Raw genomic sequence first — 22,826 nt, forward strand, 5'->3', positions numbered from 1 at the left:
GACCAAGCCGGCCGCCGCCGCGCCGACCGCCTCCGCCGCCGGTCCGGCCAGCGTGCAGATCGGGGCCCTGTCCTCGCCCGCCTTGGCCGACAAGGCCTGGAACGACGCCGCGCGCATCGCGCCGGGCATGGCGGCGGGCAAGGGCAAGAAGGTCGAGGCCATCGAGAAGAACGGCGGCACGCTCTACCGCACCGCCGTCACCGGTTTCGCCAGCCGCGCCGAGGCCAAGGCCTTCTGCGACGCCCTGACCGCCGCCGGCAAATCCTGCTTCGTGAAGTAGGGGAGCAGGGCGCATGGCCATCTCCGCCGCGATCCTCGGCTGCGCCGGGACCACCCTGACGGCGGAAGAGGCCGCCTTCTTCCGGGCCGTGAAGCCGTGGGGCTTCATCCTGTTCAAGCGCAACATCGCCGATCCGAACCAGGTCCGGGCCCTGACGGCGGCGTTGCGCGAGACGGTGGGGCGTCCCGACGCTCCGATCCTGATCGACCAGGAGGGCGGCCGTGTCGCTCGCCTGGGCGCGCCACACTGGAAGAAATACCCACCGGGAGCGGCCTATGGCGCGCTGGTGGCCAATGACCCGCTGGTGGCTCGCGAGGTCACCCGCCTGGGCGCGCGGCTGATCGCCCACGACCTGTTGTCGCTGGGAATCAACGTCGATTGCGTGCCGGTGCTGGACGTGCCCGATCCGCAAGGGCACGAGATCATCGGCGACCGCGCGTACGGCGACACCCCCGAGCAGGTGGCCACCCTGGGTCGCGCGGCGGCCGAGGGACTGCTGGCCGGCGGGGTGCTGCCGATCATCAAGCACATCCCCGGCCACGGCCGCGCCATGAGCGACAGCCACCTGGAGCTGCCCGTCGTGAAGGCCAAGCTGGCCGAGTTGGACGCCCGCGACTTCGCGCCGTTCCGCGTGTTGTCGGACATGCCGATGGCGATGACCGCCCACGTCGTCTACACGGCCATCGACCGCAACCGCCCAGCGACGACGTCGCGCAAGGCAATCAAGAAGATCATTCGAGAGTCGATCGGCTTCGACGGCCTCTTGATGAGCGACGACCTGTCGATGAAGGCCCTTTCGGGGGACTTCAAGCAGCGCGCCAAGGACAGTCTGGCCGCCGGCTGCGACGTGGTCCTGCACTGCAACGGCGACATGGAAGAGATGAAGGCCGTGATGTCGGGCGTCGGCAAGCTTTCGCGCGAGGCCCGTCGTCGGGTGCAGGCGGTCATGGGGCGGCTGGTCAAGGTCCCTGAGCCCCTGGACGTCGAGCAGGCCCGCGCCCGGTTTGACGCCGCTTTTAACGGACGCTTTGCGTGAGCACGGGCTTCCAGCCCACGCTCGACTTCGAAGCGGCCAACGAGGCGGCCGAGGACGGCGCCGCGCTGGTCATCGACATCGACGGCTACGAGGGGCCGCTGCACGTGCTGCTGGCCCTGGCGCGCAGCCAGAAGGTCGATCTGCTGCAGCTGTCGATCACCAAGCTGGCCGAGCAGTATCTGGCCTTCGTGCAGCAGGCCCGCCGGGTGCGGTTCTCGCTGGCCGCCGACTATCTGGTGATGGCTGCCTGGCTGGCCTATCTGAAATCCCGCCTGCTGCTGCCCAAGCCCGAACGCCCCAAGGCCGAGGAGCCGCCGGCCGAGGAGATGGCGGCGCAGCTGGCCTTCCGCCTGGCCAAGCTGGACGTGATGCGCCAGGCTGTCGAGGCCCTGAAGGAGCAGCCGATCCTCAATCGCGACGTCTTCATGCGCGGCGACCCCGAGGCGGTGAAGATCGTCTCCTCGACCCGTTTCGAGGGCGACCTCTACGCCTTGATGACGGCTTACATCACCCAGCGAAAGCGCGAGCATGGCCGCCACTACGCCCCGCGTCCGCCCCAGGCCTATCCGCTGGAGGACGCCCGTGACCGCCTGCGCGACTTGCTCCCGGAGATGAAGGACTGGACCACCCTGTCGGGCGTCGTCCCCATCGAGCCCTGGGACGAGGACCCCGACGGTCCCAGTCCCGCCAGCTACCTGGCCTCGACCTTGGCCGCCAGCCTCGAGTTGGTGAAGGAGGGCATTCTGGAAGCGCGGCAGATGGAGGCGTTCTCGGACATCTATCTGCGGACCCGGGCCGAACCGTTGGAGGCGATCGCTTGACCTCCCAAGACCCTCTCTACACCCAACGCTGCATCGAGGCCCTGCTGTTCGCGGCGGCCGAGCCGCTGAGCTTCGAGGATCTGGCCAATCGCCTGCCCGAGGGGGCGGACATCGGCGCGGGTCTGGCCGATCTGCACGCGCGCTATGCGGGCCGGGGCGTCGAACTGGTGGAGGTGGCCGGCCGCTGGCGCTTCCAGACGGCGACCGACCTGGCCTTCCTGATGACGCAGGAGCGCGAGGAGCCGCGACGCCTGTCCAAGGCGGCCCAGGAGACCTTGGCGATCATCGCCTACCATCAGCCCGTCACGCGGGCCGAGATCGAGGCCGTGCGCGGCGTGCAGGCCAGCCGGGGCACGCTGGACGTGCTGCTGGAGCTGGGCCTGGTCAAGATGCGCGGCCGCCGCCGCTCGCCGGGACGCCCGGTGACCTTCGGCACCACCGACGCCTTCCTCGAGCACTACGGCCTGGCGACCCTCGGCGACCTGCCGGGAATCGCGGAGATGCGGGCCGCCGGTCTGCTGGCCCTGGACCTGCCGCCGGGCTTTTCCGTGCCCGATCCGATGGGACTGCGGGTCGGCGAGGACGAAGACCCGCTGGAGGACGGCGACGAGGCCCCGGAATTCGCTCAGGATTTCCTGGGAGAGATGGAAGGACGATAAGGCTCTTTACACGGCGAGGCCGGCTGCGGTTTATCGTCCGACGCCGCTTTGCTCCCCGCCTCGCGACCGCCTATATTGTCTGGGATATTGTAACGACACGCCGCAGCGGCTAATGGGCCGATGTCGCAAGGAGCATCGTCGTCATGGGTAGCATGAGCTGGATCCACTGGGTGATCGTGATCGCGGTCGTGGCCCTGCTGTTTGGCGGGCGCGGAAAGCTGTCCGGCATCATGGGCGACGCGGCCAAGGGCATCAAAGCCTTCAAGGACGGCCTGAAGGACGACACCTCCGACGAGGTTGCGGCCAACAAGTCGACGGGCGCGCTGCCGCGCACCGACGCCGAGAAGGAAGACCTGCGCAAGTCGTAGGAGATTTGTCGCGCCGCGCTTCCAAGAGGGGAGGGCGGCCGCGACCGTCGTTCACTTCGCGAATCCGGCCCGATCGGTTCGCTCTAAGGCGCGTCCATGCTTCCTGATATCGGCGGAACGGAACTCCTGGTCATCGCCGCGGTCGCCTTGATCGTGGTGGGTCCCAAGGACCTGCCGGTCCTGCTGCGCAAGCTGGGCCAGTTTGTCGGCCGGCTGCGCGGCATGGCCAACGAGTTCCGCGCCAGCTTCGATGAGATGGCCCGGCAGTCGGAGCTCGACGAGCTGCGCAAGGAAGTCCAGGCCATGCGCGAGGGGCAGTACACCAGCCCCATGCGCGAGGCCGCGGCCCAGGCCGGCGACGTCGGCGTCGACCAGGTGTTCGCCGACATCGACGCCAGCCTCAACAGCGGCGCGGTCAAGGTCTCGCCGCACGACGCCTATCAGCCGCTGACCTCGACGGTTGAAGCCCCGGCGCCGTCGGTCGAGATCATCTCCAAGCCGGCGCGCAAGGCTCCGGCCAAGAAGGCGGCCGCCAAGACGACGCAGGTCATTTCCGCGCCGGCGGCCAAGCGCGCGTCCGCTAACACGAAAAAGAGCGGCGACCTGTCGGTTCCGGCCAAGACGCCGCGCAAGCGCGCCGCCAAGCCCAGCGCCACGGACATCATCTCGTGAGCAACGCCATCGGAAACGATCCGGAAGACGAGATCGAAGCCTCGCGCGCGCCGCTGATGGATCACCTGATCGAGCTGCGCACGCGGCTGATCATCTGCGTGGCGGCCCTGTTCATCGGCTTCGGCGTCTGTTTCGCCTTCGCCGACCAGATCTTCCTGTTCCTGGTCCACCCATTCACCGTGGCCCAGAAGCTGCTGGCCGCCCAGCAGGCCGGCGGCCATCACGGCCCGTTCGACCTGCTGCTGGCCCTGGTGGGCCTGAAGGACATTCCGTCGACCGACACCAAGGCCCTGGGCCTGGTCTACACCGCCGCCCTGGAGTTCTTCTTCACCAAGCTGAAGCTGGCCGGGTTCGGGGCGGTGGTCCTGACCTTCCCGGTGCTGGCCTGGCAGCTCTACCGCTTCGTCGCGCCGGGCCTGTACAAGAACGAGCGCGGCGCCTTCCTGCCGTTCCTGCTCGCCTCGCCGGTGATGTTCCTGCTGGGCGCGGCCCTGGTCTATTACGTGATGCTGCCGTTCGTGCTGTGGTTCTCACTGAGCCAGCAGATCACCACCGCCGGCATCTCGATCCAGCTTTTGCCCAAGGTCAGCGACTATCTGACCCTGGTGACGACCCTGCTGCTGGCGTTCGGCCTGTGCTTCCAGCTGCCGGTGGTGGTCTCGCTGCTGGGCATGGCGGGCATCGTCTCCAGCAAACTGCTGCGCGACGGCCGCCGCTACGCCATCGTCGGGGTGTTCATCGCCGCGGCCATCCTGACCCCGCCCGATCCGATCAGCCAGATGACCTTGGCGATCCCGATGTGCCTGCTCTACGAGATCGCGATCTGGTGCGTCTGGCTGATCGAGCGCCGCAAGGCCCGGGATGAGCGCGAAGCCGGCACGGACGTCGCGACGATCTAGGCTCCTTCCTTCTGCCTCTGCGGAAGAAGGTGTCGGCGAAGCCGACGGATGAGGCGTTCCTCAAAAGCAAAAGCCGCGCCCGGTCTTTCGACGGGGCGCGGCTTTTTCGTCTTTCAACCGCTCTCCCCGGAGAGGGGGAGGGCGACTGGCTTAGGCGTCTTGACGACGCGAAACCGTCGAGGCTTGCAGCTGGGCCTTGGCCGAGCGGATCGCGCTGCCGACGCAGGCGCGATAGTCGCTGGCGGTGATCGGGTTGGTGGCCTTGCAGACGGTTTCGGCCGCCAGCTTGATCTCGGTCTGGATCTGGTCAGCCGACTTGCCCTTCAGCGAAACGCGCATGACGGTCAGGTTTTCGCGGCGGGCGACGGTCTTGGTGGTCCGGGCCCTGAAAATGGCGGCGAGCTGGCGATTGGCGTCGTTGATCGTGCCGGTGATGCAGTCGTCCGAGACGACGCCCTTGCGGTCGGTGCAGACGGTCTGGGCGGCGGCGCGGATCTCGGCGTCGATTTGGGCGGTCGCCTTGCCGGTCAGCGAGACGCGGACCAGTTGAGCGGCGCTGGCGGGAACGGCGACAGCCGACACGGCGGCGACAGCGGCCAGAATAGCGAACTTCTTCATGGGAAGGCTCCGGGATTTCAAAAAACAAACACGAGTGCGTTAAGCGGCGTGCTGTCTTTCATCCCGGGATTAATGGGCAATGTAGGAACGACATTAATCGCCGTTATCCATGCATTTCAGCCGCGACATCTATCTGCGCCCTGAAATCACTTTGGAATAGTCTTGCCTGTGAAATCTATGCCTGGGTCTGGCGGTGTCGTCGAGCCTGAAAATGCGGCCGGCGCGATCACGCTCGCTTGATGACCTGTCGATGGGCCACGAGCGCCTCCCGAAAAGGTTGGCGCCCCCGCCGACGCGCCTTAGAGAGGTCCGTTCTTAACGACTTCTCTTCGAGCGTTCCGATGCACGACATCAAGGCCATCCGCGACAATCCCGAAGCCTTCGAAGCCGCCTGGTCGGCCAAGGGCCGTTCGGGCGCGGCCGCCGAGGCGGTCAAGCTGGACGCTCAGCTGCGCGCGGCCACGACGGCGCTGCAGGAAGGTCAGGCCAAGCGCAACGAAAGCTCCAAGCTGATCGGCCAGGCCAAGGCCAAGAAGGACGAGGCCGAGGCCGCGCGCCTGATGGCCGAGGTCGAGGCGCTGAAGAGCGCCATGGCGAGCGCCGGCGAGGAAGAGGCGATCGTCGCCGCCAAGCTGAAGGACCTGCTGGCCAGCCTGCCCAACATCCCCGCGCCGGACGTCCCCAAGGGCGAGGACGAGGCGGGCAATGTCGAGATCCGTCGTTGGGGCGACGCCTCCAAGCTGCCGGCCGGCCGCCTGAACAATCCCAAGGACCACGTCGACCTGGGCGCGGCCCTGGGCGGCATGGACTTCGAGGCCGCCGCCCGGATGAGCGGCGCGCGCTTCGTGGTGCTGAAGGGTCAGATCGCCCGGCTGGAGCGGGCTCTGGGCCAGTTCATGCTGGACCTGCAGACCGTGCAGAACGGCTACACCGAGATCAGCCCGCCGCTGCTGGTCAAGGACGAGGCCCTATTCGGCACGGGGCAACTGCCCAAGTTCGCCGAAGATTTGTTCAGGACCACGGTCGATCATTGGCTGATCCCCACCGCCGAAGTCTCGCTGACCAACATCGTGCGCGAGCAGATCACCGACGAGGCCGAGCTGCCGTTGCGGATGACCGCCCTGACGCCGTCGTTTCGCTCGGAAGCCGGGGCCAGCGGCCGCGACACCCGCGGCATGATTCGCCAGCACCAGTTCTACAAGGTCGAGCTGGTCTCGATCACCACGCCCGACCAGAGCGAGGCCGAGCACGAGCGCATGGTCCAGTGCGCCGAGGCGGTGCTGAAGGCGCTGGAGCTGCCGTTCCGCACCATGCTGCTGTGCACCGGCGACATGGGCTTCGGCGCCAGGAAGACCTACGACCTGGAAGTCTGGCTGCCGTCGCAGAACACCTATCGCGAGATCAGCTCGTGCTCGAACTGCGGCGACTTCCAGGCTCGCCGCATGGACGCCCGCTTCAAGAAGGCCGGCGAGAAGGGCACGTCGTACGTCCACAGCCTGAACGGCTCGGGCCTGGCCGTGGGCCGCACCCTGGTGGCCGTGTTGGAGAACTATCAGGACGAGACCGGCCGGATCACGATCCCAGACGTGCTCGTGCCTTATATGGGCGGCGTCACGCATATCGGGGGCGGTCAGTGAACGTCTCACACGATCCCTCTCCCCTTGCGGGAGAAGGTGGCCTGCGCAGCAGGTCGGATGAGGGGTTGAAGGTCGCTTCAACCGCTTTTCTGAACCCGCTGTGCGACCCCTCATCCGTCAGCTTCGCTGACACCTTCTCCCGCAAGGGGAGAAGGAAGTAAGATGCGCATCCTCCTCACCAACGACGACGGCATCCACGCCGAGGGCCTGCAAAGCCTGGAGCGCATCGCGCGCGCCCTGTCGGACGACATCTGGATCGTGGCGCCGGAGTACGAGCAGTCAGGCGCGGGGCGAGCCCTGACCCTGTCGGACCCGATCCGCGTGCGCCGCATCGATCCGCGCCGTTTCGCCGTGGAAGGCACCCCGACCGACTGCGTGGCCATGGCCGTTCAGCAGCTGATCGAAGGCCCCACGCCGGACCTGGTGCTGTCGGGCGTCAACCGCGGCCAGAACCTGGCCGAGGACGTCACCCTGTCGGGCACTGTGGCCGGCGCCATCGAGGGCATGGCCCTGGGCATCCCGTCGATCGCCCTGTCCCAGGCCATGACCTATTTCCACGACGAAGTCGTCGCCCATTGGGAGACCGCCGAAGCCTTCGGGCCCGGCATCGTCCAACGCCTGCTGGAGATCGGCTGGCCCAAGGACGTCATCATGAACGTCAATTTCCCGGCGGCCGCCCCCGAGAACGTCACCGAGGTTGAAGTTACCCGTCAGGGCTTCCGCGATTCGCACATGCGGAGCATGGAAAAGCGCACCGACCTGCGCGGCCGCGACTACTATTGGACCGGCTTCGTCATGAAGCCGTCCACCCCGGCGGAGGGCACGGATCTGAAAGCCGTCTACCAGGGGCGCATCTCGGTCACGCCGCTGCATATCGACCTGACGCACAACCAGACGGTCGCGGCCATGAAGGGCGTGCTCGGCGGCACGCCTCCGAGGCTGGATGCGGTCGCTGAAGCCGAGGCGGGGGCGTGATGGCCCAGGCCAAGAGCGACACCCCCGAGGCCCGCCTGAAGGCGCTGATGACCGCTCTGCGCAAACAGGGCGTCACCGATCCGGCCGTGCTGAGCGCCATCGAGAAGACCCCGCGCGACCTGTTCACGCCGGACCTGTTCAAGGAACGGTCCTGGGAGGACTCGGCCCTGCCGATCGCCTGCGGCCAGACCATCAGCCAGCCGTTCATCGTCGGCCTGATGACCCAAGCCCTGACCCTGGAGCCGCGTTGCCGAGTCCTGGAGATCGGCACCGGCTCGGGGTACCAGACCGCCGTCCTCAGCCGGGTGTCACGGCTGGTCTATACGGTCGAGCGCTACCGGACCCTGATGAAGGAGGCCGAGGCCCGCTTCGCGGTGCTGGGCCTGACCAATGTCATCACGAAATTCGGCGACGGCTGGGAGGGTTGGCCCAAACAGGCGCCGTTCGACCGCATTCTGGTCACCGCGGCGGCCCAGGATGAGCCGGAAACTCTGCTTTCGCAGCTCAAGCCCCAGGGCGTGCTCGTCGCGCCGGTGGGCAAGGGGCCGGTGCAGAGTCTTCGCCGTTATGCGGGCGATGGAAAGGGGGGCTTCACCGTTGAAGTCCTTTGCGACGTGCGTTTCGTCCCGATCCTGGACGGCGTCGCCCGCGAGTAGGGCGGGGCGGCGGCTTCGGGTTCCGGAGGCGGCGCAAGATGTTTAATGGTTGGTTTACCCTTGCGACGGCGTCTGGAGCCTCGCCAGGCAAAGGAGAGGCTATGAGGCAGTTGTGGACGCGCGCGGCGGTTATCGCCCTGACGGCTGGAACCCTCGCGGCCTGCGAGAGCACGGGCGGCGCGCAATATCCGATCCGCGGCCAGGCCCCCACGCCGAACTTCCCGATCGTCCAGGCGCCGGGCGCCAACCAGCAGCCCGAGGGGGCGTCCACGCCGGCCGAGGAGCCGGCTCCCAGCTTCTCCGCGCCGGCCGGCAATGTCGGCGTCTCCAGCCAGACCCTGGCGCCGGCGACGACCGCCCAGTCCCTGCCGCCGCCTCCGGCGGCCGAGCGCCGCCCGACGCCGGCGCGTCCCGTGACGGTCACCTCGGTGGGTGGGCCGGTCGTGACGATCTCCGGCCCGCCCGAGACCTACAAGGTCAAGTCCGGCGACAATATCGACGCCATCGCGCGCACCCTGGGCACCACCCGCGCGCAGCTGGCCAAGGACAACGACCTGAAGTCGCCCTACCGGATACGCCCCGGCCAGGTGCTGAAGGGACCCGACAGCAAGGACGCCAAGGCCTATGTCGTCCAGACCGGCGACACGATGTTCGCCATCGCCAAGCGCTTCTCGGTTTCGGCCGCCGCCCTAGCCGGGGAGAACGACCTGAGCACCGGTTCGGCGATCAGGAAGGGACAGAAGCTGCGCCTGCCGTCCGGCTACAAGGACAAGGGCCCGACCAAGACCACGGTCATGCAGGCCGGCGCTCCGGACTCAGCGACCAGCGCGCCGATCGGCGCGACGCCCAGCCGCGCTTCGATGCAGACCGCCACGCCGGCCCCCTCGCGCGCTGCCGAGGATGAGCCCCAAACGCCCGCCGGCCGGCCGGTCACCACCACGACGGTCAGCGTCACCGGCAAGGTGGTCGAGGTCGCCGGTCCGCGCCGCACCTACACCGTCAAGTCGGGCGACGCGATCGACGCCATCGCCCGCGGCCTGGACACCACGCGCGCCGACCTGGTCGAGGACAACAAGCTCAAGCCGCCTTACACGATCCAGCCCGGCCAGAAGCTGAAGGGCCCGGCGACCACGGCCAAGGCCTATGTCGCCAACAGCGGCGACACCGTCAGCGACATCGCCAAGCGCTTCAGCGTCAAGCCGGCCGCCCTGGCCGACGAGAACGACATCAGGGTCTCGGCCACGCTCAAGAAGGGCCAGAAGATCCGCCTGCCGTCCGGCTACAAGGACAAGGGCCCGCTGAAGACCACGGTGACGACGACCCCGGCCGAGCCGCGTCCGACCTCGCCGGAGCCCCGTTACAATCCGCCGGCCGCGACCACCCCGTCGTACCAGCCGCCGGCCTCGCAGCCGCGTCCCTATACGCCGCCGCCGACTTCGAACTATCCTCGCACGCCCAGCGGTCCGGTCTCGGCCCAGCCGACTCCGCCGCCGTCCGCCGGCCAGATCATCGCCGCCAGCCCGCCGCCGACCGAGGCCGAGATCACCGCCGCCGGCCGGGGCCGCTTCGTGTGGCCGCTGCAAGGCCAAACGATTTCGGAGTTCGGCCCCAAGGGCACGGGCCAGCGCAATGACGGCGTCAACATCCGCGCCGCCGCCGGCACGCCGGTCCGGGCCGCCGCGGCGGGCGAGGTGGTCTATGCCGGCAACCAGGTGCCGGGCTTCGGCAATCTGGTGCTGGTCAAGCACGCCGACGGCTGGGTGACGGCCTATGCCCACCTGTCGACCACCGACGTGAAGATGCGCCAGCAGGTGGCCCAAGGCGCGACCTTGGGCTCGGTCGGCCAGACCGGCGGCGTCACCGAGCCGCAGCTGCACTTCGAGGTCCGCTACGCCCCGACCCCCAAGGACAAGGCGCGTCCGGTCGATCCGGGCCTGGTGCTGCCGAGGTAAGCCCTATCCCTTTCCCCTTGCGGGAGAGGGCGGCCTCCGAGGGAGGTCGGGCGAGGGGTCGAAGACAGAATCCGCCGCGATCAGCCGACAGGCCGGTCGCGGCGGCTTTCGTTTGCGCGCCCCCTCATCCGTAAGCGTCGCTGACACCTTCTCCGCAAGGGATTTTTACGCCGGCAGGCTCACGCCCAGCTCGCCGGCCAGGTCACGGATGAACTGCCAGGCCACGCGGCCCGAGCGGGCGCCGCGCAGCTGCGACCACTGCAGGGCCCGACGCTCGATGTTCTCGACCTCCAGGCCGAACCGGTCGGCATAGGCGTGGATCGCCGCCAGATAGGTCGGCTGATCCATCGGCGGGAAGCCGATCCACAGGCCGAAGCGGTCGGAGACGCTCATCTCCTCCTCGGCGTTCTCGGCGGCGGCGATCGCGCCCTGGCTTTCGACGTGGTCGCGCGGCATCAGGTGGCGGCGGTTGGAGGTGGCGACGAACAGCACGTTTTCCGGCGGCCCGGCCACGCCGCCCTCCAGGGCCGATTTCAGCGCCTTGGCGGCCGCCGCGCCGTCCTCGAACGACAGGTCGTCGCACAACACCACGAAGCGTTCCGAGCGCGTGCGCAGCAGGTCGAACAGCGGGGGCAGGGCGGTGACCTCGTCGCGATCGACCTCCACCAGCTTCAGGGCGGTGAACTCGGCGGCCAGCACCATGAAGGCCGACTTGGTCAGCGAGCTCTTGCCCGTGCCGCGCACGCCCCACAGCAGGACGTGGTTGCAGGGCAGGCCCACGGCGAAGCGGCGGAGATTCTCGACGAAGCGGTTCTTCTGCCGATCGACGCCGATCAGCAGGTCCAGGGCCATCGGATAGTCGGGGGCCGGCACGAAACCACCGCTGCCCGGGTCGTGCCGGAACAGCCGCCCGGCCTCGAAATCGGGGGCGGCCAAGGCGGCCGGGGCCAGGCGCTCCAAGGCGTCGGCGATGCGGGCGAGCAGGGGCAGGGCGGCGTCGGTCATGTGTTGCCTCCTAGACCCACCGCGCCGTCATTGCAAAAGGGCAGGTGAACGCATAGCTTCCGCCGACTTGGCGGGCCCCCCATGTGGGATGGGACGCCGATTAAAATTTCTTGGAGACGACATGCCCGCTGGCCTGCAAGCTCAACTGATCCAAATCGCGCCCATCATCCTGATGGTCGTGCTGTTCTACTTCATGCTGATCCGCCCACAGCAGCAGCGCGCCAAGCAGCACGCCGCCGCCATCGCCGCCGTCAAGCGCGGCGACAACGTCGTGCTGTCGAACGGCATGCTGGGCAAGATCGTCCGCGTCGAAGACGCCGAAGTCGGCGTCGAGATCGCCCAGGGCGTGACCGTCAAGGTGGTCAAGAGCATGATCGCCGAGATCCGCGCCAAGGGCGAACCGGCCCCGGCCAACGACCCCAAGAGCTGATTACCTCTCCGCGTTGACCGCGGGGCGCCGCCCATAACGAGACGCCGAAGGGCGTCGTCCAGAGCCTGTAATCCATGCTGACCCTCTCCCGCTGGAAAGTCACCGCCGTCATACTGTCGGTGATTTTCGGCATCGTCTTTTCCCTGCCCAACATCCTGCCGCAGAAGACGCTCGACGCGCTTCCCGGCTGGGTTCCCCATCAGAAGCTGAACCTCGGCCTCGACCTGCAGGGCGGTTCCTACCTGCTCTACGAGGTCGACACCGACGCGTTGCGCGCCGAACGCCTGACCAACATGGTCGAGGACGTGCGGACCACGCTGCGCAACGACCAGATCGAGTTCAGTGAACTGGGCGAGGCGGGCGGCGTGGTGCGGGTCCGCATCACCGATCCGGGCAAGGTGGATCAGGCGGTCAGCCTGCTGCGTCGTTCGATCGGCGGGCCGCTGGCCGGCGCGATCGGCGGCAAGGACACCTCGGTCAGCAACAAGGGCGACGGCCGGCTGGAGCTGAGCTTCGTGCCGGAGGCCGCCAAGGCCGACGCGGCCAAGGCCGTGGACCAGTCGATCGAGACGATCCGTCGCCGGATCGACGCCCTGGGCACCAAGGAACCGACCATCACCCGCCAGGGCAGCAACCGGATCGTCATCCAGGCGGCCGGCGAAAGCGACCCGGCCCGCCTGCAGGCCGTGATCGGCCAGACCGCCAAGCTGACCTTCCAGATGGTCGATGGAACGGTGACGCCCGAAGACATGGCGGCCAACCGCATCCCGCCGGGCGTGATGGTCATCCAGAGCGCCAACGCCGGCGAACCGCCGATCGCCGTGGCCAAGCGCGCCCTGGTCACCGGCGAGGACCTGGTCGACGCCAGCCAGTCGTTCGATCAAAACGGCGCGGCGGCGGTCGCTTTCCGCTTCGGCGGTTCGGGGGCCCGCAAGTTCGGCGACGCCACAACCCGCAACGTCGGCAAGCGTTTCGCCATCGTACTGGACAACAAGTACATCTCGGCGCCGACCATCAACCAGCCGATCCCCGGTGGTTCGGGCATCATCACCGGCAACTTCACGCCGGAAAGCGCCGCCGAGCTGGCCTTGCTGCTGCGCTCGGGCGCTCTGCCCGCCAAGCTGAACCTGGAAGAGCAACGCACCGTCGGGGCCGAGCTGGGCGCCGACGCTGTCCGGGCCGGCGCCATCTCGCTGGCCATCGGCGCGGCGGCGATGTTCGTGTTCATCATCCTGGCCTACGGCCTGTTCGGGGTGTTCGCGGCCATCGCCCTGGTGGTCAACGTGCTGCTGATCGTCGGCATCATGTCGATGACCCAGGCCACCCTGACCTTCCCGGGCATCGCCGGCCTGATCCTGACGCTGGCCGTCGCGGTCGACGCCAACGTGCTGATCTATGAACGGATGCGGGACGAGGCGGCGGCGGGACGATCGCCGATGTCGGCGGCCGACACCGGCTTCCGCCGGGCCATGGTCTCGATCATGGACGCCAACATCACCAGCCTGATCTCCGCGGCGATCATGTTCGGGTTCGGCTCGGGCCCCATCAAGGGCTTTGCCTGGACTCTGTCGATCGGCGTGTTCACCTCGGTGTTCACCGCCATCATCATCACTCAAGTGCTCATCGGTTGGTGGTTCAAAGTCGCCAAGCCGAAGAAGCTGCCGATCGCTTAGGTTCCCATCATGGCTTGGCCCCTCATCCGCCTGATCCCCCGCGAGACCCACTTCCGCTTCGTGAAGTGGGCTCCGGTCGCCGCCGCCGTCTCGGCCCTGCTGATCGCCGGCTCTTGCGTGTCGTTCTTCACCCAGGGCCTGAACCTGGGCATCGACTTCAAGGGCGGCGTCGCCATGGAAGCGCGCATGCCCACGCCCATCTCGGGCGACGCGCTGCGCACCGCCGCCCGGGAGACCGGTGCGCACGATGTGCAGGTCCAGGACAACTTCGGCTCGCCCAACGCGGCGATGATCCGCTTCCTGCCCACCGAAGGCGGCAACGCCATCGCCGAGGCCAACCGGGTCAAGGGCGAGATCATCGCTAAGTTCCCGGGCATGACCATGCCGGCCCCGTCGGTCATCGGCGCCAAGGTCTCGGGTGAACTTCTGATGGGCGGCTTCAAGGCCCTGGGCATCGCCCTGCTGCTGATGCTCGGCTACATCTGGTTCCGCTTCCAGTGGCAGTTCGGCGTCGGCGCGGTGATCGCGGTGTTCCACGACATCATCCTGACGCTGGGCCTCTTGTCAGTGCTGCAGATCGAGTTCTCGATGACCTCGATCGCGGCCCTGCTGACCGTGATCGGCTACTCCATGAACGAGAAGGTCATCACCTTCGACCGTCTCAAGGAGAACCTGCGCAAGTACAAGACCACGCCGCTGCGCGACATCATCGACCTGTCGGAGAACGAACGTCTGTCGCGGACGATCATCACCGGCTCGACGGCCTTGCTGGCCTTGGGCGGCACGATGATCTTCGGCGGCCCCGTGCTGTTCCCGCTGGTCTTCACGATGACCTTCGGCATCATCATCGGCACCTATTCGTCGATCTATATCGCCCTGCCGCTGATCCTCGTCTGGGGCGTCAAGCGGGGCGACGAGGAAGCCACGCCGATCAAGCTCGGCGCCGGCACCCGCCCCTGATGCTGCGCCAGCCGCCATCGCTCGACGCCTGGGGCGGCGGCGGTTTCCGGGTTTCGGGCGAGTGGCGTCCGGGCTCGCTGCTGATTCTCGACGATCAGCCGCGATCCTGGTCGGCCGCCAGCCTGGCCGCCCTGACGCCCGAGGACTTCGCCGAAGTCTTCGCGGCGGTCGGCGCGGTCGAGTTCGTGCTGCTGGGCGTGGGCCTGGTCAACGCCCTGCCGCCGCGCCCCGTGCGCGACGCGCTGAAGGCGGCGGGCGTGGGGCTGGAGTTCATGAGCACCGAGGCCGCGGCCCGCACCTACAACGTCCTGGCCAGCGAAGGCCGCCGGATGGCCGCCGCCCTGATCGCCGTCTAGATCCCTCACGGCCTTAGAGATCGTGCCTATTTGCCGACTCTGCGCGGCGCCCTATACCTGACCCTCGAGCAAGGGCATTAGGGGGCCTGGACATGACCGGACTACTTTCGAATTTCCGCAACACCATCATCGTCAGCGTCATCCTGGCGCTGGTGATCGTGTTTGGCTTCGGGCACAGCCCGCAGGGCTTCGACCAAGCCTATTTCCAGGCGATATACCGCCTGTTGCATGTGTTCTTCGGCATCCTGTGGATCGGGCTGCTGTACTATTTCAACTTCGTGCAGATCCGCGTCATGCCGCAGATCCCCGCCGAGCTGAAGCCGGCCGTCTCCAAGTACATCGCCCCTGAGGCCCTGTTCTGGTTCCGCTGGGCGGCGCTGGCGACCTGGGTGATGGGCGTGATCCTGGCGGTGGCCCGCGGCTACTTCGCCGAGGCGGCGACCTTCGGTCTGTGGAACGGCTATGAGCGCGGCGTCGACATGGGCTTCACCTTCATCGGCCTGGGCATGTGGCTGGCGACGATCATGTTCATCAATGTCTGGGGCGTGATCTGGCCGAACCAGAAGCGGGCTCTGGGAATTGTTGTGGTCGATGACGCCGCCAAGGCCAAGGCGGCCAAGATGGCCATGCTGTTCTCGCGCATCAACACGTTGCTCAGCATCCCGATGCTGGCGACCATGACGATGTACCAGACGCTGTTCGGCTGATCGGTCGATCCGTGAGATCGGAAGAGGCCCGCCGGTTGGCGGGCCGTTTTCTTTTGGGCGATGCAGCGCATAAGCCGCGCCCATGACGACCCTAAAGACCACACTGGACATCGCCCACCGCAACGACGCCCCGGACACTGATCTGGACGCCCTGGTGCGCCGTGTGGACCCGGATCGCTGGCTGGCCAGCCGGTTCATCGCCGATCCCAAGGCCCGGGCCGACGTCATCGCGCTCTACGCCTTCAATTACGAACTGGCCCGAGTGGCCAGCGGGGTCAGCAACGCCCTGATGGGCGAGATCCGCCTGACCTGGTGGCGCGAGGCCATGGAAGAGATCGCCGCCGGCCAACCGGCCCGCAAGCATCCCAGCGTCGAGGCCGTGGCCGCCGCCGGCTATCCGCTGAGCGCCCTGGCCGAGATGGCCGAGGCCCGCATGGCCGACCTCGAGGCCGCGCCGTTCGAGACCGAGGCGCAGGTCCTGGCCTATGTCGACGCCACGGCCGGGGCGGTGATGATGCTGGCCGCCTGGCGGCTGGATCCGAAGACCGATCTGCACGCGGTCCAGGAGGCCGCCCGCGCCTATGGCCTGGCCGGCCTGTGGCGGCTGAAGCGGGCAGGGGTCCAGCGCCTGCCGGCCGACTGGACGCAGGCCGACGTCCGCCGCCGGGTGGAGACGGCGCGGAAGAAGGCCCGGGCGGCGCTGAAGGTCCTGCCGTTGGCCGCGTTCCCCGCCGCCGCGCCAGCGGCCCTGGCGCGGGCCCAGACGGGCGGGCGAGAGTTGAGTCCGTTGGAGACGCAGGTCCGGCTGACCTGGGCGGTGGCGTCAGGCCGCATTTGAGGCCTTGGCGGCCTTGGTCAGTCGGTCCAGCACGTCAGGCACCAGCTGTTCGGAGAAGCCGCCGATGAACGCCCAGATCAGCATCTTGGCGGCGTCGGCCTGCCTGGCGAAATTCAAGCCCCGATCGAGCATGGTGAAGGTGCAGACCGCATCCGGGTCGGGGCAGGGATCGATCGTGGGAAACAACACCGCCACCATTTTACCGGCCAAGGCCTCCTCGCCCATCAGCCCGCTAGCGAACAAGGCCAGCAGGACGAAGGACACCGCCGCGCCCACGAATCCGGAGATCAAGACCGCCGTGTCGCCGTGGCGCAGGCCGGCGACCTGCCGCACGGGATCGGCATTGGTCGAGGCGATGTCCATCGCCGGCTCGGTGCGGCGCAGGATCGAAACCATGGCCCCCGCCGCGCCCACCACGGCGATGACCGTCAGGTTCGAAATCGTCGACAGTGCGTCCAGGCCATAGACGCTGGGCGAGGTATGGAACATCCAACTGAGGCCGGTGAAGATCGGCGAGATCACGCGACTGAACGCCAGGGCGATGAAAAGCATCACCAGCAGCCGTAGCGCATTGCTGCGCAGCTCGGCGGTGAGCATCTCGCGTTCGCTGCTCAGCGTGTAGCGCAGCTTCAATTCTTCCAGAAGGCTGTTGGCTTCCGCCAGCATCTCGACCTTGGAGGCCACGGCCGGACCGGCGGACGTCTGATTGGGCGTCGTTTCGGTCTCGTCGTGCTGATCGGCCTCGCCGCCGTCTTGCGTGGCGAAAGCGGCGGCGTCGATCAGCAACGGCTTGGTCGACGTGGCGTCGATCGGTTGGCCGGAAGCCTCGGCATAACGTTCGCGCAGATGTCGAACCAGCCAGGCCAGACGCTCGTCGTCGTAGCCTCGCGCCATCAGTTTGCGCAGCTCCACGGCGGCGGCGATCTGTTCGCCTGGCGCGGGGTCGGCGAAGCCTTCTCGCAGCCGCTTCAGGAGCTCCTCGTCGATCGGCGGAACATGGATGAGGTCCAGGTCCAGCTCCGAGGCGATCACCCGCGCTTCCGAGCAGCGTCCCCTGCGTCGCGTCTTCGCAATGCGTCGCCAAGGCCACGTCAATGACATGCGAGACCCCTCCGCCCTCAAGGTAGCAGAAATTTATTCCTGCTCAATGTGAGGGGGAGTTTTTCTTCTACTCGCCTTTTGAGGTCCATTGGTCGAGCCACTTCTGCACTTCGTCGTGCCACTGGATCGAATTCTGGGCTTTCAGCACCCAGTGGTTCTCGTTGGGGAAGTACAGAAGCTTGCTGGGCACGCCCTTGCGCTGCAGGGCCGTGAAGGTGGCGATGCCTTCCTCCAGCGGCACGCGGAAGTCCTGGCCGCCCTGAACCACCATCTCCGGCACGCTCCACTGATCGACATGGTCCGCCGGGTTGAACTTGGCGTAGGTGGTGTTGGGCGCGAAGGGCGGGCCGCCGTTCTCCCATTCGCTGAACCACAGTTCTTCGGTCGAATAGCCCATGAACCGGCTGTCGAAGATGCCGTCGTGATTGACCAGGCACTTCCACGGCTCTTTCCACTGGCTCGCGATCCAGTTGACCATGAAGCCGCCGTACGAGCCGCCCAGGGCGCAGGCGCGGTCCTTGTCGAGGAAGCCGTATTTCGAGGTCGCGAAGGCCCAGCCCTTCTGCAGATCTTCCAGCGGGCGATCGCCCCAATGCTGGCTGATCGCGTCGGTGAAGGCCTGGCCGTAGCCGGTCGAGCCGTGGAAATCGATCATCACCACGGCATAGCCGGCCCCGGCGTAGGTCTGGGCGTTCCAGCGGTAGTGGAAGAGGTTGCCGAACGACCCCTGCGGGCCGCCGTGGATCAGGAAGGCCACCGGATACTTCTTGGCCGGGTCGAAATTGGCCGGCTTGACCACATAGCCGTGCACCGTTTCGCCGTTCCAGCCCGAGAAGCTGAACTGCTCGGGCTCGCCCATGGCGACGCCGGCCAGGGCCTGGGTGTTGTTGCTGGTGAGCCTGACGGGGGCCTGGCCCTTCTTGACGGTCGAAAGGGCGTACAACTGGCCCGGGCCCTTCAGATTGTCCTGGGCGTAGACGATCGACTGCGGGCCGACGCTGAAGCCGCTGACATGGCCTTCGCCGGTCAGGGCCGTGACCTTGCCGGACTTGACGTCGATGGCGAACAGCTTGGTCTGACCGATGTCCTCGGCGGTGGTGTAGATCGTCTTGCCGTCGGCGCTCCAGGTGATCGACTGGGCCGAGCGGTCCCAGGTGGGCGAGAGCTCGCGGACCGCGTCGCCCTCGCGGATCATGATCGCCATGCGATCGGCCTCGAACCCCGGGCGCTTCATGGCCAGCCAGGCCACGGCCTTGCCGTCCAGCGAGACCGTGGGCTGGGAGTCCATCGCCTTGTTGGTCGTGGTCTGGTTGGCGGCGGCCGTCGAACCGTCGATCGGCGCGCGCCACAGGTCGTAGTTGGTGCTCCACGACTCCTCACGGTCCGCCAACTTGGCCGAGAAAACCACGGTCTTGCCGTCCGGCGTGATCGTGAAGTCCTCGTCGCCGCCGAACGGCTTGGTCGGCGCATCGCCGTTGAAGCCGTTCATCAGCGCCACCGGCGCGCCCGTCGCGACGCCCGCTCCATCCAGCTTCAGGGCGTAGAGGTGGTTCTGCAGACCGTCGTTCCAGGCGTCCCAGTGGCGGATGAACAGCTTGTCGTAGACCACGCCGGTCGTCTTCTGCGCGCCCTTGGCGGCCAGCTTGTCCCGGGTGCACTCCAGCGTGTCGCAGTCGGGGAACACCGCCTGGGAAATGACGATCGTCTTGCCGTCGGGCGCGATCTTGAAGGCGCCGACGTCGAACGGGGCCTTGGTCACCTGCACGGCCGTCTCGCCGGCCGTATCGGTGCGGAAGACCTGATCCAGGCCGCCGGTCCGTCCCGAGATGAAATAGAGGCCATTGCCGTCCGGCGACCAACGGGCGCTGCCGGCGCTGCCGTCGGAGATGGCCAGCCGGCGCGGCGCGGTTCGCGTCTTCAGATCAGCGATCCATAACGACATCGAGGCCTTGTTGGCCGGCAGATCCATCGTCCGTACACTGTAGACCACCAGGCGGCCGTCCGGCGACACGCGCGGATCGCTGATCCGCTCCAGCTGCACCATGTCCCGAGCGGTGAAGCCCCGGCCTGCCGGGTTCTGGGCGGCCAGGGCGGCCGGCGCGACGGCGAAAGCCGCCAGCGACAGGGCGAGGGCGGAGGCGGCTATGCGCAAGGTCTTGGTCATCGAAGACGGATCCGGGAAGAAAGGGGCGCGGAAAGGCGGCCAGAGCCTAGCGACGGCGCGCCGCCGAAGCCAGGGGAGGGGCGCAAGATTGCCCCAGGATGCGCAACCGTTGGAATACGACGAAACAATGGCCGTTAATGGGCCGAAAAGGTCATTAAAAACAATTAATTAGAGAGGTAACAATCGGAAACAGGACTTGCTTTGCCGCGACGCAGCATTGTCCCTAAAGGGTACGTGGGGACGAGAGGGTGGTCGATGAGCCGCCCCACTGTTTGTGTAAGGGTTTCAAGTGTCGGCTTCGGCATATTTTCAGCACACGGTCGCTGGACCGGTGATCTTCGCCGGGGTGGGCCTGCATACCGGCTCGCACGTGCGGGTCGTAGTGCGCCCAGCCCCGGTCGACGCCGGGATCGTCTTCGTGCGCACCGACGTCCATGACCGCGACAACCGCGTGCCGGTCAAGCCGGACGCCGTCTGCCAAACCCAGCTGGGCACCGTCATCAACAACGCCGCCGACGTGCGCGTGTCGACCATCGAACACCTGATGGCCGCCCTGGCCGCCCTGGCCATCGACAACTGCGTGGTCGAGCTGGACGGTCCCGAAGTGCCGATCATGGACGGCTCGTCCGAGCCCTTCGTCCAGATCCTGGACCGCGCCGGCCGCCGCAAGCAGGAAGCCGCGCGCCGCTACATCGAGATCCTGAAGACCGTCACGGTCGAAGACGGCGACAAGCTGGCCAGCCTGTCGCCGAGCGACCGCTTCGAGGTGGCGTTCGAGATCGCCTTCGACAGCAAGGCCATCGGCCGTCAGCGCGTCGACCTGGCCATCGACGAAGAATCGTTCCGCGCCGAACTGTCCGACTGCCGCACCTTTGGCTTCGTCCGTGACGTCGAGGCCCTGCGCGCCGTCGGCCTGGCCCGCGGCGGCTCGATGGAGAACGCCGTGGTCGTCGACGGCGACCGGGTGCTGAACCCCGAAGGCCTGCGCCGCCCCGACGAGTTCGTGCGCCACAAGGCGCTGGACGCGGTGGGCGACCTCTATGTGCTGGGCGCGCCGATCATCGGCCGCTTCGAGGGCGTTCTGGCCGGCCACGGCCTGAACAACGCCGTCGTCCGCGCCCTGATGGCCAACCCCTCCGCCTGGCGCATGCGCGCTCATTCGGTGGAATTGGCGCAAGCCGTCTGACAATCTGAAATCGAAGCGTTGGCCTTCGACCTGATTTGGTCAAAAAGCCGATGTCTTTAGCGTTTGGACGGATTCTCTGGGGGATGCGTCTTGGGGCGTATCCTCGTCACGGCTCGGCTTCCATTTGCGCCCGCATCGGCGTGGTGTAGAAGCCTTGCACGGCGCAGGGGCGCACGTTTGCTTCGAGGGTGAAAAGTCCGTGCTTCGTAATTTCTCGGGACGCAAGGTCGCTATCGTCGCGACCGCCGTGCTGGTCGCCCTGTCGCTCTCCGCCTGCGCCGGCAAGCGCAAGAAGCCGAGCATGGCCTACGAAGAGCGCCCGGTGGAGCTGCTCTATTCGACCGGCGCCAATCGCCTGGACCGCGGCAGCTACAACGAAGCCGTCGACTATTTCCGCGAGGTCGAGCGCCAGCACCCCTATTCGGAATGGTCGCGCCGCTCGATTCTGATGACCGGCTACGCTCACTACATGAGCAACCAGTACAACGAGGCGATCTCGGACGCCGACCGCTTCATCGGCCTGTATCCGGGCAATCCGTCGGCGTCGTATGCCTACTATCTGAAGGCCGTCTGCTATTTCGAGCAGATCGTCGACGTCAATCGCGACCAGGCCGCCACCGAGCAGGCCATGGCCTCGCTGCGCGACGTGGTCCAGCGCTATCCGAACTCGGAATACGCCCAGGACGCCCGCCTGAAAATCGACATGGTCAGCGACCAGCTGGCCGGCAAGGAAATGACCATCGGCCGCTACTATCTGAAGAACGGTCAGACCCTGGCGGCGATTGGCCGGTTCCGCACCGTGATCGACCGTCACCAGACCACCTCGCACACCCCCGAGGCCCTCTACCGCCTGGTCGAAAGCTACCTGACCCTGGGCCTGATGGACGAGGCCAAGCGCAACGGCGCGGTGCTGGGCTACAACTTCCCGGGCGATCCCTGGTACGGCGAGGCCTACAAACTGCTGACCAACAACAACCTGCGTCCGGCCGTCGAGCCGCTGAAGGCGGGCAACAAGAAGAACATTCTGGAACGGCTGACCCACGACAAGGACGCCACCCTGGCGCCGCCGAGCGCCACGGCGCCGCAACCGGGCGAGGCGACGACCACGACGCCGGCCGAGGCCAAGCCGCCGGCCAAGCCCAAGAAGGGCGGCCTCATGGGCATCCTGGGGATGTAGAGTTCAAGCGGGCCGATCCCTTGGGATCGGCCCGTTTTCCGTTCTGGAACGCCCCTCGGAGGCGGCGAGAACGTCCCGAGAACAAGCCCCCTTTGAAAAACCGTGATTCCCGGCGATCCTGCGCACCATGCTGATCGGCCTTTCCATCCGCGACGTCGTGCTCATCGAAAGCCTGGACCTGGCCATAGGTCCGGGCCTGACCGCGCTCACCGGCGAGACCGGGGCGGGCAAGTCGATCATCCTGGACGCCCTGGGCCTGGCGACTGGCGCGCGCGCCGACGCGGGGCTCGTTCGTCGAGGGGCCGCAGGCCACGCCAGCGCCACGGCCATCTTCGCCCTGCCGGCCGACCACGCCGCCTTCGCCTATCTGGACGACAAGGGCCTGGACTACGCCCGCGACGAGGACCTGGTCCTGCGCCGCCAGCTGTCGCCCGACGGCCGCAGCCGCGCCTTCGTCAACGACCAGGCCACCAGCGTGGGGGTGCTCAAGGACCTGGGCGCCCTGCTGCTGGAGGTCCACGGCCAGCACGAGACCGTCGGCCTGCTGGACGTGCGCACCCACCGCCACCTGCTGGACGCCTTCGGGGCGGTCGGCGTCGGGACCGTGGCCTCGGCCTGGAGCGCCTGGCGCGCCGCCCGCGAGAAGGCCGCCGCCC

General features: G+C 67.4%; 24 protein-coding genes. 20 read left to right on the top strand and 4 right to left on the bottom strand.

What is annotated here, in order from left to right; genetic code table 11:
• The 7 genes from WAL33_RS20535 to tatC all read left to right on the top strand — a co-directional run.
• Positions 1-280 (top strand): SPOR domain-containing protein (locus WAL33_RS20535; RefSeq protein ID WP_422183764.1); only part of this gene is annotated, 280 nt, incomplete at its 5' end.
• Positions 281-293: 13 nt separating this feature from the next.
• Positions 294-1,316 carry a beta-N-acetylhexosaminidase gene (gene nagZ, locus WAL33_RS20540; protein ID WP_422183766.1) on the top strand — a complete coding sequence of 341 codons (1,023 nt, stop codon included), beginning with the start codon at positions 294-296 and terminating at the stop codon, positions 1,314-1,316.
• Positions 1,313-2,137: a segregation and condensation protein A gene (locus WAL33_RS20545; RefSeq protein ID WP_422183767.1), complete on the top strand. Its 825-nt coding sequence runs from the start codon at positions 1,313-1,315 to the stop codon at positions 2,135-2,137. The genes nagZ and WAL33_RS20545 overlap by 4 nt, the downstream gene beginning before the upstream one ends.
• Entirely contained in the window at positions 2,134-2,796 is a 663-nt protein-coding gene (scpB, locus tag WAL33_RS20550; protein ID WP_422183768.1) for an SMC-Scp complex subunit ScpB, read from the top strand. The genes WAL33_RS20545 and scpB overlap by 4 nt, the downstream gene beginning before the upstream one ends.
• Positions 2,797-2,939: 143 nt before the next feature.
• Positions 2,940-3,164 (top strand): twin-arginine translocase TatA/TatE family subunit, encoded by a 225-nt coding sequence (locus WAL33_RS20555; RefSeq protein WP_422183770.1) that lies wholly within the window; start codon positions 2,940-2,942, stop codon positions 3,162-3,164.
• A gap of 96 nt (positions 3,165-3,260) precedes the next feature.
• Positions 3,261-3,836 carry a Sec-independent protein translocase protein TatB gene (gene tatB, locus WAL33_RS20560; RefSeq protein ID WP_422183772.1) on the top strand — a complete coding sequence of 192 codons (576 nt, stop codon included), beginning with the start codon at positions 3,261-3,263 and terminating at the stop codon, positions 3,834-3,836.
• The gene (gene tatC, locus WAL33_RS20565) at positions 3,833-4,735 is read left to right on the top strand and encodes a twin-arginine translocase subunit TatC (protein WP_422183774.1); all 903 of its coding nucleotides are present in this window, start codon (positions 3,833-3,835) and stop codon (positions 4,733-4,735) included. Before tatB ends, tatC begins: the two co-directional genes overlap by 4 nt.
• A gap of 150 nt (positions 4,736-4,885) precedes the next feature.
• Here tatC and WAL33_RS20570 read toward each other — a convergent pair whose 3' ends face one another.
• Entirely contained in the window at positions 4,886-5,353 is a 468-nt protein-coding gene (locus WAL33_RS20570; protein ID WP_422183776.1) for a hypothetical protein, read from the bottom strand.
• 341 nt (positions 5,354-5,694) lie between these two features.
• Between WAL33_RS20570 and serS the strand changes: the two genes are divergently transcribed.
• The 4 genes from serS (at position 5,695) to WAL33_RS20590 (ending at position 10,573) form a co-directional block, all read left to right on the top strand.
• Positions 5,695-6,990 (top strand): serine--tRNA ligase, encoded by a 1,296-nt coding sequence (gene serS / locus WAL33_RS20575; RefSeq protein ID WP_422183778.1) that lies wholly within the window; start codon positions 5,695-5,697, stop codon positions 6,988-6,990.
• Positions 6,991-7,152: 162 nt separating this feature from the next.
• Entirely contained in the window at positions 7,153-7,965 is an 813-nt protein-coding gene (gene surE, locus WAL33_RS20580) for a 5'/3'-nucleotidase SurE (protein ID WP_422183780.1), read from the top strand.
• Positions 7,965-8,621, top strand: coding sequence for a protein-L-isoaspartate(D-aspartate) O-methyltransferase (locus WAL33_RS20585; RefSeq protein WP_422183781.1), 657 nt, complete (start codon positions 7,965-7,967; stop codon positions 8,619-8,621). Before surE ends, WAL33_RS20585 begins: the two co-directional genes overlap by 1 nt.
• 101 nt (positions 8,622-8,722) lie before the next feature.
• Positions 8,723-10,573, top strand: a complete 1,851-nt coding sequence (locus tag WAL33_RS20590; protein WP_422183782.1) for a LysM peptidoglycan-binding domain-containing protein — start codon at positions 8,723-8,725, stop codon at positions 10,571-10,573.
• 165 nt (positions 10,574-10,738) lie between these two features.
• Here WAL33_RS20590 and WAL33_RS20595 read toward each other — a convergent pair whose 3' ends face one another.
• Positions 10,739-11,578: an ATP-binding protein gene (locus tag WAL33_RS20595; RefSeq protein ID WP_422183783.1), complete on the bottom strand. Its 840-nt coding sequence runs from the start codon at positions 11,576-11,578 to the stop codon at positions 10,739-10,741.
• 121 nt (positions 11,579-11,699) lie between these two features.
• Between WAL33_RS20595 and yajC the strand changes: the two genes are divergently transcribed.
• The 6 genes from yajC (at position 11,700) to WAL33_RS20625 (ending at position 16,542) form a co-directional block, all read left to right on the top strand.
• A complete protein-coding gene (yajC, locus tag WAL33_RS20600; RefSeq protein ID WP_422183785.1) occupies positions 11,700-12,008 on the top strand; it encodes a preprotein translocase subunit YajC in 309 nt (102 codons plus the stop codon).
• 74 nt (positions 12,009-12,082) lie between these two features.
• Positions 12,083-13,681, top strand: a complete 1,599-nt coding sequence (secD, locus tag WAL33_RS20605; RefSeq protein ID WP_422183786.1) for a protein translocase subunit SecD — start codon at positions 12,083-12,085, stop codon at positions 13,679-13,681.
• 9 nt (positions 13,682-13,690) lie between these two features.
• Entirely contained in the window at positions 13,691-14,641 is a 951-nt protein-coding gene (secF, locus tag WAL33_RS20610; RefSeq protein ID WP_422183788.1) for a protein translocase subunit SecF, read from the top strand.
• A 2-nt stretch (positions 14,642-14,643) separates the two neighbouring features.
• Complete coding sequence (locus WAL33_RS20615; protein WP_422183801.1) at positions 14,644-14,997, top strand: Mth938-like domain-containing protein; 354 nt, start codon at positions 14,644-14,646, stop codon at positions 14,995-14,997.
• 92 nt (positions 14,998-15,089) lie between these two features.
• Positions 15,090-15,704, top strand: coding sequence for a urate hydroxylase PuuD (locus WAL33_RS20620; protein ID WP_422183790.1), 615 nt, complete (start codon positions 15,090-15,092; stop codon positions 15,702-15,704).
• Positions 15,705-15,786: 82 nt separating this feature from the next.
• On the top strand, positions 15,787-16,542 hold the full coding sequence (locus tag WAL33_RS20625) for a squalene/phytoene synthase family protein (protein ID WP_422183791.1): 756 nt from the start codon (positions 15,787-15,789) through the stop codon (positions 16,540-16,542).
• Here the strand turns inward: WAL33_RS20625 and WAL33_RS20630 are convergent.
• Both WAL33_RS20630 and WAL33_RS20635 read right to left on the bottom strand, forming a co-directional pair.
• Positions 16,528-17,574: a hypothetical protein gene (locus WAL33_RS20630; protein ID WP_422183793.1), complete on the bottom strand. Its 1,047-nt coding sequence runs from the start codon at positions 17,572-17,574 to the stop codon at positions 16,528-16,530. The genes WAL33_RS20625 and WAL33_RS20630 overlap by 15 nt on opposite strands.
• Before the next feature lie 136 nt (positions 17,575-17,710).
• The gene (locus tag WAL33_RS20635; protein WP_422183794.1) at positions 17,711-19,807 is read right to left on the bottom strand and encodes a prolyl oligopeptidase family serine peptidase; all 2,097 of its coding nucleotides are present in this window, start codon (positions 19,805-19,807) and stop codon (positions 17,711-17,713) included.
• Positions 19,808-20,096: 289 nt separating this feature from the next.
• Here WAL33_RS20635 and lpxC point away from each other — a divergent pair, with 289 nt between their 5' ends.
• The 3 genes from lpxC to WAL33_RS20650 all read left to right on the top strand — a co-directional run.
• On the top strand, positions 20,097-20,993 hold the full coding sequence (gene lpxC, locus WAL33_RS20640; protein ID WP_422183796.1) for a UDP-3-O-acyl-N-acetylglucosamine deacetylase: 897 nt from the start codon (positions 20,097-20,099) through the stop codon (positions 20,991-20,993).
• A gap of 154 nt (positions 20,994-21,147) precedes the next feature.
• Positions 21,148-22,170, top strand: coding sequence for an outer membrane protein assembly factor BamD (locus WAL33_RS20645; RefSeq protein ID WP_422183798.1), 1,023 nt, complete (start codon positions 21,148-21,150; stop codon positions 22,168-22,170).
• A gap of 127 nt (positions 22,171-22,297) precedes the next feature.
• Positions 22,298-22,826: AAA family ATPase (locus WAL33_RS20650; RefSeq protein ID WP_422183799.1), on the top strand; the 529-nt coding region annotated here is incomplete at its 3' end.

Origin of the sequence: Caulobacter sp., assembly GCF_049283275.1 — a bacterium.
GTDB lineage: Bacteria > Pseudomonadota > Alphaproteobacteria > Caulobacterales > Caulobacteraceae > Caulobacter.

Bases quoted from the DNA above. Each gene is read 5' to 3' on its own strand.
- nagZ (WP_422183766.1), top strand. From the start codon at position 294: ATGGCCATCTCCGCCGCGATCCTCGGCTGCGCCGGGACCACCCTGACG.
- WAL33_RS20555 (WP_422183770.1), top strand. From the start codon at position 2,940: ATGGGTAGCATGAGCTGGATCCACTGGGTGATCGTGATCGCGGTCGTG.
- tatB (WP_422183772.1), top strand. From the start codon at position 3,261: ATGCTTCCTGATATCGGCGGAACGGAACTCCTGGTCATCGCCGCGGTC.
- WAL33_RS20570 (WP_422183776.1), bottom strand. From the start codon at position 5,353: ATGAAGAAGTTCGCTATTCTGGCCGCTGTCGCCGCCGTGTCGGCTGTC.
- serS (WP_422183778.1), top strand. From the start codon at position 5,695: ATGCACGACATCAAGGCCATCCGCGACAATCCCGAAGCCTTCGAAGCC.
- surE (WP_422183780.1), top strand. From the start codon at position 7,153: ATGCGCATCCTCCTCACCAACGACGACGGCATCCACGCCGAGGGCCTG.
- WAL33_RS20585 (WP_422183781.1), top strand. From the start codon at position 7,965: ATGGCCCAGGCCAAGAGCGACACCCCCGAGGCCCGCCTGAAGGCGCTG.
- WAL33_RS20590 (WP_422183782.1), top strand. From the start codon at position 8,723: ATGAGGCAGTTGTGGACGCGCGCGGCGGTTATCGCCCTGACGGCTGGA.
- WAL33_RS20595 (WP_422183783.1), bottom strand. From the start codon at position 11,578: ATGACCGACGCCGCCCTGCCCCTGCTCGCCCGCATCGCCGACGCCTTG.
- yajC (WP_422183785.1), top strand. From the start codon at position 11,700: ATGCCCGCTGGCCTGCAAGCTCAACTGATCCAAATCGCGCCCATCATC.
- secD (WP_422183786.1), top strand. From the start codon at position 12,083: ATGCTGACCCTCTCCCGCTGGAAAGTCACCGCCGTCATACTGTCGGTG.
- secF (WP_422183788.1), top strand. From the start codon at position 13,691: ATGGCTTGGCCCCTCATCCGCCTGATCCCCCGCGAGACCCACTTCCGC.
- WAL33_RS20620 (WP_422183790.1), top strand. From the start codon at position 15,090: ATGACCGGACTACTTTCGAATTTCCGCAACACCATCATCGTCAGCGTC.
- WAL33_RS20625 (WP_422183791.1), top strand. From the start codon at position 15,787: ATGACGACCCTAAAGACCACACTGGACATCGCCCACCGCAACGACGCC.
- WAL33_RS20635 (WP_422183794.1), bottom strand. From the start codon at position 19,807: ATGACCAAGACCTTGCGCATAGCCGCCTCCGCCCTCGCCCTGTCGCTG.